Here is a 15,451-nt window from a genome sequence, read left to right as displayed (position 1 = left end):
AAATGAGAGGAATTGCAGGACTTATGGAATTGTTTCTATTAAGCATACTTTTAATTTGTTTAATTATAATATTGTTTGACTTAATTCCGGCTCTTCATACTTGGAGCCAAAGAATCCACATTGGCAGATATAGAAATGTACATGAATGGAATCAAGCAATATCTAAAAAAGGAATAGAGTGGCTAAAGAATACACCAAAAATTAAAGTGACCGATCAAACCAGATTTATTTTACTAGACATGCTAAAAGGGAACTATTCTAAAGATGCAATTCAGAATTGGCAAGAAGCTTCGCTACTCCTTGGATTTTCAGAAGATATTGAAGCGAAAAATGTTCAGGTTAAAAGAAAAGCAATCATTCAATACCTAAATCAAAAAATTAATAGTGATGGGTCTTGGATTAAGAAGCCACAATATGTAGATGCTGCGATACTCTCGTATGCGGTTATGAAACTTGATTTTATGGACACAGATAAATATAAACCTGCTTTTGACGAAACTTTGAATTTAATACTTTCTCATGTTGGTGAAGATGGTACAGTAGCTTACAGAAAATCTATGATTAAATACAGATATGTTGATACGATTGGGTTTATCTGTCCGTTTTTAATAAAATATGGAATTAAGTATAAAAATGATGAATGTATAAAGTTAGCAGTGAAACAGCTCAATAAATTTAGCGAATTTGGAATAAATAATACTCATAAGCTCCCTTTTCACGTATATCATGTTGATAATAAGGTACCTCTTGGACTTATGGGTTGGGGCAGAGGGCTCGGGTGGTATGCGATTGGACTGATTGATGCTTGGGATGAACTGCCTGATGATCATTTCTTAAAGCCTGGATTAGAAGTTCAAATTGTTTCCTTTGCAAGAGAAGCACTAAAATATCAAAACAGCAATGGAAGCTGGACTTGGACTGTAACTCGAACAGAAACAAGAGCAGATTCTTCTGCGACAGCAACATTAGGCTGGTTTATGCGAAAAGCAACGAAAATTAATATAATATCAGATGAATGTTCAGCAAGTGCAGAAAAAGCTATTTCGTATCTCATGCAAGTTACGAGAAAAAGTGGAGCTGTAGATTTTTCTCAAGGTGATACAAAAGATATAGGCGTGTATTCTACACTGTTTGATATCTTACCCTTTACTCAAGGTTTTGCCATACGGCTTGTTAATTACAATAATACTAACGTGAAAACAGAGGTTAATTTACATTAAAATTACAGTGTTTAAGAACAGCAGCCAAATTCTTAGATACTAATCCAGAGGTGCTTTTTTTCGCTGTTGTATTTACTAAATTAAAAAACGCTTATTAGGTAACAACATTTCACGTTACGTCGCACATTAAAACGGAGATCAGATATGAGGGTAAAAAATTCATTAATAAATATATCCGCAGGCTTAGGCAACCAAGTCATTATAACTCTTCTAAGCTTTGTTTCAAGAACAGTTTTTATCTATAGCTTAGGAATAGAGTACCTCGGTTTAAATGGCTTACTAACTAATGTTCTTGGAATGCTAACGCTGGTCGAAGCTGGATTTGGAGCCAGTATTATGTACAGTTTATATAAGCCTGTTGCAGACAATGATCATAAAAAAATAAGTGCATTAATGAATTTATACAAAAGAGTTTATTTGGTGATTGCTTTTGTAGTTCTTGCTCTGGGTTTGCTGCTTCTTCCGTTTTTAAGTTTTATTATTAAAGATACAAAAATTGAAAACGTTACGTTAATCTATCTTATTTTTCTATTGAATACTGTTCTGCCTTATCTATATGTACATAAAAGTTCTTTTTTGAATGTTTGCCAAAAAAATTATATTGTTACTGGCTTTTATACAGTTTCAGCCATTATATCAACTTTGCTCAAAATTTTTATTTTGCATTACACTCAAAATTATTTGTTGTTTTTAGCAATAGAAAGTTTCATTACATTTGTTACCTCGGTATCATTAGCTTTAGTAGTAAATAGGATGTATCCTTTCCTGAAAAGTAAATCTAGCCAGAAAATTGACAAGGATACAAAGGATCATATTATTAAAAATGTGAAAGCTATTATACTCCAGAATATTGGTGTTTTTCTTATTTTCGGTACAGATAATATCATTATTTCTTCTTTTGTGAGTGTAGCTGCTGTAGGATTGTACTCGAATTATCATATGCTCATTGAAATTTTTAGAACCTTTACCTATCAAATCTTTAACAATCTATATCACAGTATTGGAAACTTGGTGGCAAATGAAAGCAAGGAAAAAGTTTATCAAATCTTTAAAGTTACTATGTTTTTGAATTTTTGGCTGTATTCATTTTTTTCAATTGTAATATTTATCCTCATAGAGCCCTTTATTTCTTTGTGGATAGGATCTGATTATTTGTTAGGAACCGGGGTTCTAGTTGTTCTCATTATCCTTTTTTACGAAAGAGGGATGAGAAACTCAATAACTACTGTGAAGACAACAGCAGGGATTTTTCATGAAGATCGCTTTGTACCGCTTATTCAGGCTTTTATAAATCTATTCTTTTCAATTTTGCTGGTTAAACAATTAGGCCTAATTGGGGTTTTTATAGGAACCTTAATCAGTACAGTGCTTGTTCCTTTCTGGACTACTCCTTACTTTGTTTATAAAAGGTTTTTTAAAATATCTTTATGGAATTATTATAAGAGTTACACTTATTTCACTTTAATTGCAATCGCTGCTTGCTTATTAACCTACATTTTATCTAGCTTTATTCAAGCAGATACATTTTTAATGCTTGTTTTAAAAGGGTTTGTTTGTTTTATAGTACCAAATGGCTTATACATTTTATTTTTTAGAAAAACTGATGAATATATCTATCTGGCTAATATCTTAACAAGTTTGCTGAACAACCTTTCGAGAAAAATAAAAGGTAATCTGAAAAATTCTCAAATCAGCCGATATGACAGATGCATAGGAGGACGGGATGAAAAAAATCTTTGATGTAACCTTGGCATTTATTGCACTTATCATTCTTTTTATAGCAATTATCGTCATTGCTATATTGGTGAAGTACAAAATTGGTTCTCCAGTTATCTTTAAACAAGTTAGACCAGGATTAAATAAAAAACCATTTTCTCTTTACAAATTCCGCACGATGACGGATGAAAAAGATGAAAATGGTTTTTTATTATCTGATGAAGAAAGAATTACTTCATTTGGGCTGTTCCTGAGAAAATATAGTCTGGATGAATTACCTCAATTATTTAACGTTTTAAAAGGAGAACTAAGTTTAGTTGGTCCCAGACCATTACTGATGGAGTATCTGCCCTTGTATACGGAGGAACAGGCAAAAAGACATCTAGTTAGGCCGGGTATTACAGGCTGGGCTCAAATTAATGGCAGAAACGCTATATCATGGGAAGAAAAATTCGATTTGGATGTTTGGTATGTAAACAATCAAACCGTATTGCTGGATATGAAGATTTTACTTTTAACGATAATGAAAGTAATTAAGTCTGATGGTATCAATCAAGCTGGTTTTGCCACAATAGAAAGGTTTAAGGGAGCAGGACATGAGTGAAAAAGTGAAAATTGCTGTTATTGGGCAAGGGGGACACAGTAAAGTTGTTTGTGACATGATAATGGAGCAAAATAGTTACCAGATTACAGCAGTTCTTGATGATAAGTTTGAAGCAACTGAAGAATTTGAAGGCGTTATTTATGGTCAGGTCAAAATCTATCATGAACTTTTAAGTAAGTACCCTGATATTAAGTTTATTGTTGCTATTGGAGACAACAATATTCGTATGAAGATAGTAGAAGAGTTGAATCTGAGCCCAAATCAATTTGCCACTATCATTCATCCTGCGGCAATCGTAAGTCATTCTGCAAAAATAGGAGTAGGTACTGTATTAATGCCCGGCTGTATTGTAAATGCAAACACAAAAATTGGTGACCATTCCATAATAAACACAGGTTCTATTATAGAGCATGATAATTGTATTAAGGATTTCGTGCACATTTCTCCGAATGCAACTTTGACAGGAAGTGTGACTGCAGGTACTGGTTCTCATATTGGAGCTTCAGCTACCATTATTCCTAATAAAACAATCGGGGAATGGGCTATAGTTGGAGCCGGTTCAGTAGTGATTCATAATATCTCCAATCGCAGAACAGCTGTAGGGATTCCAGCGAGGTATCTAGATAAAAAGGACAGGAAGGAGAATTTAAATGAACAAAAGAATCTACTTGTCTCCTCCGCACATGAGCGGAAATGAACAGAAGTACATCAATCAGGCTTTTGAAAGCAATTGGATCGCTCCTCTAGGTCCTAATGTAAATGCATTTGAAAAAGAAATGGCAGACTATGTGGGAGCTCAAGGTGCTGTAGCACTGAGTTCAGGAACAGCAGCCATTCATTTAGCCATGAAACTATTGGAAGTAAAGAAGGAGGATTATGTTTTCTGCTCTACACTAACTTTTGTAGCGAGTGCAAATCCAATTCTTTATGAAAGGGCAATCCCTGTTTTTATAGATTCTGAACCCGACACGTGGAATATGTCTCCAGAAGCATTAAAACAAGCATTTCTTGATGCAGAAAAAAGAAATCAACTACCTAAGGCTGTCATTGTGGTAAACCTTTACGGTCAAATTGCTAAAATGGATGAAATTACAGCCATTTGTGACCTTTACGGTGTCCCAATTATCGAAGATGCAGCAGAATCACTTGGTTCCACATATAAAGGGAAAAACAGCGGGACTTTTGGTAAATTCGGTATTTTTTCCTTTAATGGAAATAAAATTATTACTACATCAGGTGGGGGAATGCTTGTTTCTGATGAAACAGAATTACTTGAAGAAGCCAGATTTCTTGCTGCACAAGCTAGAGACACAGCTCCTTATTATGAGCATAGTCAGACAGGTTACAATTATCGATTGAGTAACATCCTGGCAGGTATTGGGAGAGGTCAATTAGAGGTATTAGATGATCGAGTGAGGTCAAGAAGAGAAATCTTTGAATTGTACAAAGAACAATTTTCTGACCTTCCAGGAGTTCATTTAATGCCAGAGTTAGCTGAAACAAAATCTAATAGATGGCTTACAGCTTTAACTATAAATAAAGCAGAATTTGGAATGAATGCAGCTTCACTAATTCAATTGCTTGAAAAAGAGAACATTGAAGCGAGGCATGTTTGGAAACCATTGCATCTGCAGCCATTATTCAAAGAATCATTATTCTATCCTCACAGTGAAAAACATAGAATCTCGGAAGAATTATTTAATAAGGGTCTTTGTCTTCCATCAGGATCGGGAATGTCGAGAGATGATCAATTGATCATTATTAACTGTATTAAATCAGCCATAGTTACAAGTTCTATTGCCGGTTAAAATATGAAATCGTATAAATATTTATCAAACATCTCATATCTAATGAGATGTTTATTTTCAATTGAGAGAAGGAGCGGAGAATATTGAAAATTTTAGTGACAGGCGGAGCTGGATATATCGGAACTCATATTTGTGTGGAATTGCTCGATGCTGGGTTTGACATAGTTGTAGTTGACAATTTCTGCAATAGTCATCCTGAGGCCCTTGATCGTGTAAAGTTGATTACTGGCAAAGATTTTGTAAGTTATGATTGTGATTTAGGTCATAAGGAGGAAGTAGAAAAAGTTTTTTCTGAGAATGATATAACTGCTGTAATCCATCTTGCAGGGCTAAAAGCAGTTGGTGAATCCGTTACAATACCTTTAAGGTATTACCAGAATAACCTGATAAGCACGCTTAATCTTTGTGAAGTGATGGAAAAATATGAAGTCTATAATCTGGTTTTCAGTTCTTCTGCAACTGTTTATGGTACAAATGTTAGTATGCCACTTAAAGAGGAATTACCTTTGCAAGCAACTAATCCATACGGACGAACAAAATTGATGTCAGAAGAAATTCTAAGAGATTTGGGAACTTCAAATAGTAGATGGAGTATTTCAATTTTAAGGTACTTCAATCCTGTTGGTGCACACATCAGCGGCCTAATAGGCGAGGACCCGAATGGTATACCAAATAATCTTGTTCCATATATCACACAAGTAGCAGTTGGAAAGCTGAAAGAATTAAGCGTATTCGGCAACAATTATCCAACCCCAGATGGCACTGGCATTAGAGACTATATCCATGTTGTTGACTTAGCTGAAGGTCACTTAAAAGCTTTAGAGAAAACATTAATAACTAACGGTGTTGAGTCCTATAATCTTGGTACTGGAAGCGGATCAAGCGTTTTAGAAGTAATTAATGTATTTGAGAACGTATCCCAAAAGAAGATCCCTTTTACTGTTACAGATCGCAGAAAAGGAGATATTGCCATTAGTTATGCAAATTCAGAAAAAGCAGAAGCAGAGTTAAACTGGAAAGCAGCTAAATCTCTCCATGATATGATTGAAGATTCTTGGAGGTGGCAAATAAGGAATCCCAATGGATACTCAGACCCAGTAAAAGTATTACAGCCTTAATAGCTGTGCAAAATTATTGCTTATTAACCATCTTTCTACAAAAAAACGTTGTGTTCTTTTTAAAAGTATAGTATCGTTCTTAATATAGAATGTAATTAATATTCGAGTCTTTAGTACTATGTGAAATAGTTAGTCTGTTGTCTCAAATGAAAGTAATTAAAATCTTTTCGTTCTTTATTGAGAATGAATTAAGGGTGTAATAATGAGCGCTATCACAGGAATTTACCAGTTTAATAATGCTCCGATAAAACATGATCATGTGAGAGTAATGATGGCTGGATTCAATAATTTTCCGTCTGATGATATCCAAATATGGATAAATCAGCATATATTTTTGGGATGTCATGCTCAATGGATAACTCCAGAGTCGATCTGTGAAGTTTTACCTTATTATGATTCAACAAGAAAACTGGCGATAACAGCTGATGCGATCATTGATAATCGTGAGGATTTATTTAATAGGCTTGGAGTAAAGCAAGACCAAAGAAAAACGATGACAGATAGCGAATTAATCTTACTTTCCTATGAGAAATGGAAGGAGGATTCGCCAAAATATTTGGCAGGTGATTTTGCCTTTGTCATTTGGGATGAAAAACAGGAAATGATTTTTGGCGCAAGGGATTTCTCAGGAAGCAGAACTCTTTATTATTCTCACAGTAGTAATGAATTTTGCTTTAGCAGTACCATTAAACCTTTAATAAAAATAAGCCAAAATAAAAAGGAACTTAACGAGCAATGGATAGCTGAGTTTTTGGCTATTTCAGGCATGGTTGATACAGTAGACACTTCAATCACTCCCTACCATAATATTAATCAATTGCAGCCATCGCACAGTTTCATAGTTAAGAATGGAAAGGTATATACTCATCAATTTTGCACTTTGAGTGATTTTAAAACCATTCGCTATAAAAATGACAAAGATTACATTGAATCATTTAAGGAAGTTTTTCAAGAAGCGGTTTCATCACGTTTAAGATCACATAAGGAAATTGGCGCTCAATTAAGCGGTGGATTAGATTCTGGAGCAATTGTAGGATTTGCTTCTAGAGATTTAAAAAGGACTGGTAAAAAACTTTATACATATAGTTATGTACCTCCTGAAGATTTTGTTGACTTTACACCGAGAAACCTAATGCCAGATGAAACGCCTTTAATCAAATCAACTGTAAATTTTGTAGGCAATATTAAAGACAACTATCTTTCTTTTGAAGGAAGGGATCCCTACTCAGAGATAGATCCTTTTTTAGATGTTATGGAAATGCCTTATAAATTTTTCGAAAATTCATTTTGGCTTAAAGGAATGTTTGAAGAAGCTGCAAAAAATAATGTTGGAATTCTTTTAAATGGGGGAAGAGGGAATTTAACCATTTCATGGGGTTCTGCAATGGATTACTATTCCAGCCTTTTTAAGAAGTTAAAATGGATTAAATTAATGCGGGAACTTCATTTATATAGTCTAAACGTAGGGGGCAGCAGGTATAAAAGAATTCCCAGTATTGCTCAAACTGCATTTCCTGCACTTAATAAAATCTTACCAAGTAGATCACCTTATGAAATTCCTAATCCTTTGAATGATGACTTAGCCATTAAAACAAAAGTATATGAAAAACTTAAACATTATGGATTTGGAGATAATGGCTGGTTTCTTGATGATAATATTTTTAATCAAAGAAAAAGCCACTTTAAAGAGGTTTTTCACTGGAATGCCAGCAACACGCTTGCTTCTAAGTTATCTATGCATTACTCATTGTGGAAGCGGGATCCATCAAATGATTTGCGAGTAGTTCGCTATTGTTTATCTCTGCCGGAAGAGCAGTATGTACAAAACGGTTTAGATAGAGCTTTGATCAGAAATGCTACAAAAAACTATTTGCCAAATAATATCCGATTAAATCAAAAAGTAAGAGGTGTACAAGGGGCAGATTGGGTACACCGCATGAATAGTCAATGGAAGAAACTAAGAATTGAAATAGATGAAATGGTAAATGACCATAGTACAGAACACATTTTCAATGTTCCTGTTCTTAAAGAAGCCTCTGAGAATTTGAATTTTGGACCAATTCCAGAAAAGGCAATTGATCCAAATTATAAATCTTTAATGAGATGCTTAGTTGTATACCGGTTTATTAAAAATTTTATTTGAAGGGAGGTGAGAAAATGAAAAAAGAGTGGCAAGCTCCGGAATTAGAAGTTCTTGATGTGAAAATGACTATGGCTTCTACAGTGTGGGGACCTTATACTGATGAGGCTTATGTTCCAGGTGAAGAAGTGGATCCTAATAACCCAGGAACATGGAAGAGATTCACTAGCTAATACATGCATTTAAAATACTTATAACTTGCAATAATATGTTTGAAAGTCCCCTGCAACTTAACAGGGGACTTCATTCACAAGATTAATATAAGGATATTGGAGTGAGACATTTGAGTGAAGTAACAAGATATTTAGCTTTCGGATATACAATCTTTAGTGATATTAAATTTGAGGAGCTTCCATTTCATAAAGATCAAATTGCCTACCCTAAACTAAATATCTTATTAGTTGACTTAAGATGTGAGATGAAAAGATTTATTGAGAATGAAGAAGTTCAGTTTCTTATAACGGAGGAACAAGTGTGGCTTTTCATTCCAAACATAGCCGTTTTTTACATAGCGGGTGCCTGTACAATAAAAGTCCATATCTTAGATGAACAGAGAATGGATGTTGTAAAGATGTTTATTTTGGGAACTTGTATAGGCATCTGTCTGCTTCAAAACAAAATCCTGCCTCTACATGGAAGTGCCATTGAAATAAATGGAAAAGCCTATGCGTTTATTGGCCATTCCGGAGCTGGTAAGTCAACTCTTGCTTCTGCTTTTATTCAAAAGGGCTACAAACTTATCTCGGATGATGTAATACCTGTTAAATTAGATGACAGAAATATACCTGTTGTAATTCCAGCATATCCGCAACAAAAACTCTGGAAAGAAAGCTTAGATCAATTTGGAATTGATTCAATGCGCTTAACTCCTCTCTTTGAAAGGGAAACAAAGTTTGCAATTCCTGCAGGTGATCATTTTATAAACAAAGAGGTTCCATTAGGCGGGATTTTTGAGCTAACCAAAACAGCAGAAAATAATGTAATAGGAATTAATTCAATAACTAAATTGCTTGCATTTAAAACACTTTATTTGCATACGTATAGGAATTTCCTACTCAACGACATGTGTCTGTTAGATTGGCACTTTAAGTTTACTGCAAACATAATAGAGAGAACTTTTGTTTATCAGAATCATCAGACCGATTTCAAGGTTCACACCAAATGAACTAGTGAAGCAAGTTTTAGCAAATATACCTAAGGAGGAAATGCAAGTTGCAAACATTTAATCTTGAACTGCAAAGCATTGTCTGTCAAAAGCCTGGTTTTATAGTAAGTGATATGGATGGAGATAAAGTCATGATGAGTGTTGAAAACGGAAAATATTATAGTCTCGGATATGTAGGCGGAGAAATTTGGGATATTATTTCTGAACCAATCGTAATAGAAACACTTATTGAAAAACTTACTTCAAGTTATAAAGTTGAAGCTGCTCAGTGTAAAGAGCAAGTCGTTTCCTTTTTATCTTCTCTGCATAACGAGCATCTAATTATTATAAAAAATTAGGGGATATAAATGAATCGAGTTAAAAACATATTAACACTTAATAGACAAATGAAATTATTAATAGTGGAAGCTTTTATTTTTTTAGCGTTTGCCAGAGTAATTAAATGCCTGCCATTCTACAAAACTTCTAAATACCTAGGTGAAAGGAATAAAGAAACTTCAATAACATATTATGAGGCGAATTTAGATACTTTGAAAAATATATCTAGTGCCATCCATGTAGCTTCTAAGTATGCTCCATGGGAAACCATGTGCTTAGTAAGGGCAATTGCTTCGATGAAAATGCTTCAGCGCAGAGGGATTGAAAGTACATTATATTTGGGAACTTCTAGAAACAATTTAAAGGAACTAACGGCTCATGCTTGGCTTCGGAGCGGAAATTACTATGTTACAGGGGCAGATGAAAGGCATCTTTTTACTATTACATGTACATTTGCAAAACGATTTGGCTGAAATTAGGTGAAAATATGGAGAAAATAAAATTAAATACTGATCAACTATCCTATGAACTGACATTAATTCTTCAAATCATAAAAAATAAAAATGATGTGCTGAGAATTGACCCTGCCAAAAATATTGACTGGGACCTATTCGTCGAACTGGCTCTGCACCATCGTGTTTATACACTTCTTTATCCAAAGTTGAAATTAATTGACGGAGTTCCTACTAATATTTTGAATACCTTAGCATTTTTCTTCAAACAAAATTCAATTAATATGCTGCATCTTAGTGGACAAATGAAAAAAATCAGTCAATATCTTCTTGAAGAAAGTGTGGATGTGCTTTTTTTGAAGGGACCTGTATTGTCAGTAGATCTATATGGAGATCTTTCCCTTAGGACATCCAGCGATATTGATATACTTATCCCAATAGGTGATTTGCAAAAAGTTGACATGTTACTTACTAAAATAGGTTTTATAAAAGATGAATATATTACTAGTATTCTTGATGATTGGAAATGGAGACACCATCATGTCAATTATGAACACCCAGACACTGGAGTGAAATTAGAAGTGCACTGGAGACTCAATCCTGGCCCGGCTAAAGAGCCTCCTTTCATCAATTTATGGGAAAGGAAAAGAAAAAGCAGTTTAACAGATTATCCTATTTATTATCTGGGCAGAGAAGATCTTTTTATGTTTCTTTTAACTCATGGTGCAAGACATGGCTGGTCGAGGTTAAGATGGTTAATTGATATTGACAGGCTTTTAAAACAAAACGTGGACTGGATATTATTATTGAAGTTGTTAAGAAAGTACCAATATTCACATATTTACGGTAAAGCGATAATTTTAGCAAACTCTCTTCTTCAAACTCCTGTACCTAATCAATCTAAACAATTAATCACTAAACACACATTGAAATTAGCTGATCTTACTATATTCTATCTAGAGAGAATGGTTAACCTCCATTCACCGCCTTTACCTGAGGCTGTAGAAAAGTACCATGCCAGGTATCTATTTTTAATTAAGTCTCTCAGTCACAAAGCTCTTTATTTAGTAAGCTGTCTGTTTCCATATCCTAAGGATAAGGAAGTAATCAAGCTGCCATCCTGCATGCACTTCTTGTATATTCCCTTGAGACCTATAATATGGGCTATGAGAAAAAGCAGAAAAATTGCTTGAAGAGGGGAGGGGATTTTTATGGAGTCTGTGTCTTACTTTATGAAACAGCTTCACAAATTTGCAGGCAGATCACTCTATTACAGTTTTTTCGGAATGATTGTCATAGGCTTTTTAGATAGTATAGGAATTTTTTTACTAATTCCTTTATTATCAATAACAGGAATTTTTAACATAGAAACAAATCAGTCATTTCCCTTGTCAGATTTTTTTACCTTCTTCCAAACTTTTCCGCCAAAGTATAGTTTAATCATTGTATTGGGATTATACATATCTATTATCCTTGCGCAAAATATTTTTCAGCGTCAGCTGTCTTTGCTAAGCACATGTATACAACAGGGTTACCTAAGGCATTTAAAAGAAGAGGTTTATAGAGGACTATTACAGGCTAGCTGGAAATATTTTCTTTATAAGAGAAAATCCGATTTGAATAATATTATGACCTCAGAAATCAATAGAGTAGCTGGGGGGACTCATTTTTTTCTTCAGTTCATTGCTTCGCTTCTATTTACAGCAGTACAAGTAGCTATAGCCTTGTGGTTATCGCCTTTATTAACTGGGCTTGTCATATTTTTTGGAATTATATTAAGCTTCTTTTCCCGAAAATTGATTAAACAGTCCAAAAATCTTGGCGGGGAAACATATGAGTTATCAAAAGCATATTTCGCAGGTATATCTGATCATATGAATGGAATCAAAGATATTAAAAGCAATAACCTTGAAGGATTTCATTACAATTGGTTTAGAAATATATCAATTAAAATGGAATCAAATGTTAATGAATTGGCAAAAGTCAGGGCAAATTCACACTTTCTTTATAAAGTGTCATCTGGCATATTGATAGCAATATTTATGTACTTTGCTATCACACTGTTTTATGCAAAAACAGCAGAATTGATGCTTATTGTTCTAATCTTCTCAAGGCTATGGCCAAGATTTACTGGAATTCAGTCTGATTTAGAGCAAATTGCTGCCACTATTCCTTCGTTTAAAGCTCTTATTTCACTTTTAAATACCTGTGAAGAAGAAAGAGAAATCTTAAATTGGGATCAGAATTCAGAACATTCCTTAGAAGTTAATAAAGAAATAAAATGCACAAACGTAAGTTTCAGATATCATGAAAATGATTCTGAATACGCATTACGTAATATTAATCTGTCGATTCCGTCTAATCAAATGACAGCTATTGTAGGTCGTTCCGGTGCTGGGAAAAGTACACTTATCGATATCTTAATGGGATTAATGACGCCGAAAGAAGGGCTGGTGAGCATCGATGATACACCTTTAAGCGATAAAAACTTGTTGATGTTAAGGAGAACCATAAGTTATGTACCTCAAGATCCTTTCTTATTTAATACAACAATCAGGGAAAACCTGCTGCTCATTCGACAAGATGCTACAGATGAAGATATGTGGGAATCGCTGGAATTCTCTTCTGCAGCTGAGTTCGTAAAAAAACTGCCTAATGGGTTAGATACAATGATAGGTGATCGAGGTATCAGGCTTTCAGGAGGAGAGAGACAAAGAATCGTTTTAGCCAGGGCCATATTAAAAAAGCCTTCCATTTTAGTTTTAGATGAAGCAACGAGTGCTCTTGACACTGTCAATGAAGCTAAAATACAACAAGCTCTTACAAGAATAAAAGGAAAGATGACAATTATTGTAATCGCCCATCGAATGTCCACCATTAGAAATGCGGACCAAGTTATAGTTTTGGAGAACGGACAAGTTATACAGACCGGGGGATATAACCAGCTTACTCTGGATAAAAAAGGTATGTTCCGTCAGCTTCTAGGTGATCAGTTAAAGGCTAATTCTTAAGGCACTCAATCAAGAGTGCCTTTCACTGTGCGCCTGGCATGGGTGCAATCTATAGGGTGTGAGTCCCGAACTGCGAAGGCAGAAGTAGCAGTTAGCTTAACGCAAGGGTGTCCATGGTGACGTGGAATCTGAAGGAAGCGAGCGGCAAACCTCCGGTCTGAGGAACACGAACTTCATATGAGGCTATGGTATCGTTGGATGAGTTTGCAGTACAAAACAAAGTCCATTCTGCCGAAGGCGATATCTAGTAAATGAAGCAGATAGGTGGAGGGAAAGATTGCATTCTTACCCAGGGAGGTCTGACTGAAAAGCCGAGCACACTCGGTAACCTATTTAGCGATAAATAGCTGAACAGTCAGAAGTCAGCAGAAGTCATAGTACCAGTGGTATCTAGAGCCACTGGGAAGGACTGAATCAATTAAGAAGAATCAGCGCTTGGCGTACGTGTTGCTTGATGAAGCAGAAACATTATCCTTCCTAATGGAGGAAGTGGTGAATCCACGGGGGACATTAGAAGGGCTGAAAGCAACCCCACACAAGAAGAATGACTGATTCACGTAGGAGTTTGAAATCTATGATGGAACAAATCTTATCATATCAGAACGTTACGAGTGCACTCGAAAGAGTGGAACGAAATAAAGGAAGCCATGGGGTAGATGGGATGAGCGTACAAACCCTACGGCTTCATCTCATGGAACACTGGAATACTTTAAGAACCGAACTGATGAAAGGTACCTACCTTCCTCAACCCGTCCGTCGAGTCGAAATCCCGAAACCGAACGGCGGAGTAAGGAAGCTAGGAATCCCGACAGTGATAGATCGTTTCATCCAGCAGGCTATTGCGCAAGTACTCAACAAGGAGTTCGACCCTTCGTTCTCTAATCAAAGTTACGGTTTTAGACCCAATAAGCGTGGTCATGATGCAGTCCGACAAGCAAAACGCTATATCAAAGAAGGGTATAGATGGGTAGTGGACATCGATTTGGAGAAATTCTTCGACAAAGTGAATCATGACCGTCTTATGAGGATATTAAGTCACCGTATAAACGACCCAAAAGTTCTCCAACTAATACGCAGATATTTACAGTCAGGGGTCATGGAAAAAGGACTTGTCAGTCCTAACACGGAAGGTACTCCTCAAGGTGGGCCATTAAGCCCTCTCTTATCAAATATCGTTTTAGATGAACTTGATAAGGAACTTGAGATAAGAGGACTCCGGTTTGTCCGTTACGCGGATGACTGTAATATCTACGTTCGTTCGAAGAGAGCAGGAGAACGGATCATGAAAAGTATCACAACTTTCATTGAGAGGAAGCTCAAACTAAAAGTTAATCATGAGAAAAGTGCAGTAGACCGACCATGGAAACGTAAGTTTCTGGGTTTTACTTTCACCTTTCATCGAAAGAAACCAAAGATTCGAATCGCTAAACAGAGTATTCAACGTTTCAAACAGAGAATAAAAGAAATCACATCGAGAAAATGGTCTATCAGTATGAAAGACAGGTTGGAGAAGCTAAACCGTTATTTGGTGGGCTGGCTGGGGTACTATCAATTAGCGGATACCCCCTCGGTTCTAGCCAAGTTAGATGGATGGATTCGAAGAAGATTACGGATGATTCGATGGAAAGAATGGAAGAAAGTTAAAACAAAACATAGAAACTTAACGAAGTTAGGCATCAAACCTAATAAGGCATGGGAATGGGCTAATACTAGGGTCGGTTATTGGCGTATCGCTAAAAGTCCGATACTAGATAGAGCCCTTGATAACCACTACTGGTCAAATCAAGGGCTCAAAAGTCTGCTTACAAGGTATGAAACTTTACGTTCGACTTAATTGAAACCGCCGTATACCGAACGGTACGTACGGTGGTGTGAGAGGTCGGGGGTTAGTCACCCCCT

The 15,451-nt window shown here is 35.6% G+C and carries 14 protein-coding genes; all 14 read left to right on the top strand.

Annotation, left to right across the window (positions count from 1 at the left end; all coding sequences use genetic code 11):
• The first annotated feature begins 2 nt into the window (after positions 1–2).
• A complete protein-coding gene (locus tag AC3ISE_RS11080; protein ID WP_489220985.1) occupies positions 3–1,220 on the top strand; it encodes a glycoside hydrolase family 88 protein in 1,218 nt (405 codons plus the stop codon).
• A gap of 144 nt (positions 1,221–1,364) precedes the next feature.
• On the top strand, positions 1,365–2,960 hold the full coding sequence (locus AC3ISE_RS11075; protein ID WP_489220984.1) for a lipopolysaccharide biosynthesis protein: 1,596 nt from the start codon (positions 1,365–1,367) through the stop codon (positions 2,958–2,960).
• Positions 2,944–3,540 carry a sugar transferase gene (locus tag AC3ISE_RS11070; protein WP_191556868.1) on the top strand — a complete coding sequence of 199 codons (597 nt, stop codon included), beginning with the start codon at positions 2,944–2,946 and terminating at the stop codon, positions 3,538–3,540. Before AC3ISE_RS11075 ends, AC3ISE_RS11070 begins: the two co-directional genes overlap by 17 nt.
• Positions 3,541–3,544: 4 nt before the next feature.
• Positions 3,545–4,237, top strand: a complete 693-nt coding sequence (locus AC3ISE_RS11065; protein WP_489224317.1) for an acetyltransferase — start codon at positions 3,545–3,547, stop codon at positions 4,235–4,237.
• A complete protein-coding gene (locus AC3ISE_RS11060; RefSeq protein WP_489220983.1) occupies positions 4,224–5,348 on the top strand; it encodes a DegT/DnrJ/EryC1/StrS family aminotransferase in 1,125 nt (374 codons plus the stop codon). Before AC3ISE_RS11065 ends, AC3ISE_RS11060 begins: the two co-directional genes overlap by 14 nt.
• Positions 5,349–5,431: 83 nt before the next feature.
• A complete protein-coding gene (gene galE, locus AC3ISE_RS11055; RefSeq protein ID WP_489220982.1) occupies positions 5,432–6,466 on the top strand; it encodes a UDP-glucose 4-epimerase GalE in 1,035 nt (344 codons plus the stop codon).
• A gap of 202 nt (positions 6,467–6,668) precedes the next feature.
• Positions 6,669–8,609, top strand: coding sequence for an asparagine synthase-related protein (locus AC3ISE_RS11050; RefSeq protein WP_489220981.1), 1,941 nt, complete (start codon positions 6,669–6,671; stop codon positions 8,607–8,609).
• A 14-nt stretch (positions 8,610–8,623) separates the two neighbouring features.
• Positions 8,624–8,779: a paeninodin family lasso peptide gene (locus tag AC3ISE_RS11045; RefSeq protein WP_489220980.1), complete on the top strand. Its 156-nt coding sequence runs from the start codon at positions 8,624–8,626 to the stop codon at positions 8,777–8,779.
• Between the two features lie 110 nt (positions 8,780–8,889).
• On the top strand, positions 8,890–9,771 hold the full coding sequence (locus AC3ISE_RS11040; RefSeq protein WP_489220979.1) for an aldolase: 882 nt from the start codon (positions 8,890–8,892) through the stop codon (positions 9,769–9,771).
• A 47-nt stretch (positions 9,772–9,818) separates the two neighbouring features.
• A complete protein-coding gene (locus AC3ISE_RS11035) occupies positions 9,819–10,109 on the top strand; it encodes a lasso peptide biosynthesis PqqD family chaperone (protein ID WP_489220978.1) in 291 nt (96 codons plus the stop codon).
• A 9-nt stretch (positions 10,110–10,118) separates the two neighbouring features.
• Positions 10,119–10,562, top strand: a complete 444-nt coding sequence (locus tag AC3ISE_RS11030; RefSeq protein ID WP_489220977.1) for a lasso peptide biosynthesis B2 protein — start codon at positions 10,119–10,121, stop codon at positions 10,560–10,562.
• Between the two features lie 14 nt (positions 10,563–10,576).
• The gene (locus AC3ISE_RS11025; protein ID WP_489220976.1) at positions 10,577–11,734 is read left to right on the top strand and encodes a nucleotidyltransferase domain-containing protein; all 1,158 of its coding nucleotides are present in this window, start codon (positions 10,577–10,579) and stop codon (positions 11,732–11,734) included.
• 18 nt (positions 11,735–11,752) lie between these two features.
• Positions 11,753–13,552 (top strand): ABC transporter ATP-binding protein, encoded by a 1,800-nt coding sequence (locus tag AC3ISE_RS11020; RefSeq protein ID WP_489220975.1) that lies wholly within the window; start codon positions 11,753–11,755, stop codon positions 13,550–13,552.
• A gap of 574 nt (positions 13,553–14,126) precedes the next feature.
• Positions 14,127–15,386 carry a group II intron reverse transcriptase/maturase gene (ltrA, locus tag AC3ISE_RS11015; protein ID WP_489220974.1) on the top strand — a complete coding sequence of 420 codons (1,260 nt, stop codon included), beginning with the start codon at positions 14,127–14,129 and terminating at the stop codon, positions 15,384–15,386.
• The last annotated feature ends 65 nt before the right edge of the window (positions 15,387–15,451 follow it).

This window comes from Metabacillus sp. KH_069, assembly GCF_057838075.1.
This window is presented reverse-complemented; position numbering and strand designations above follow the sequence as displayed.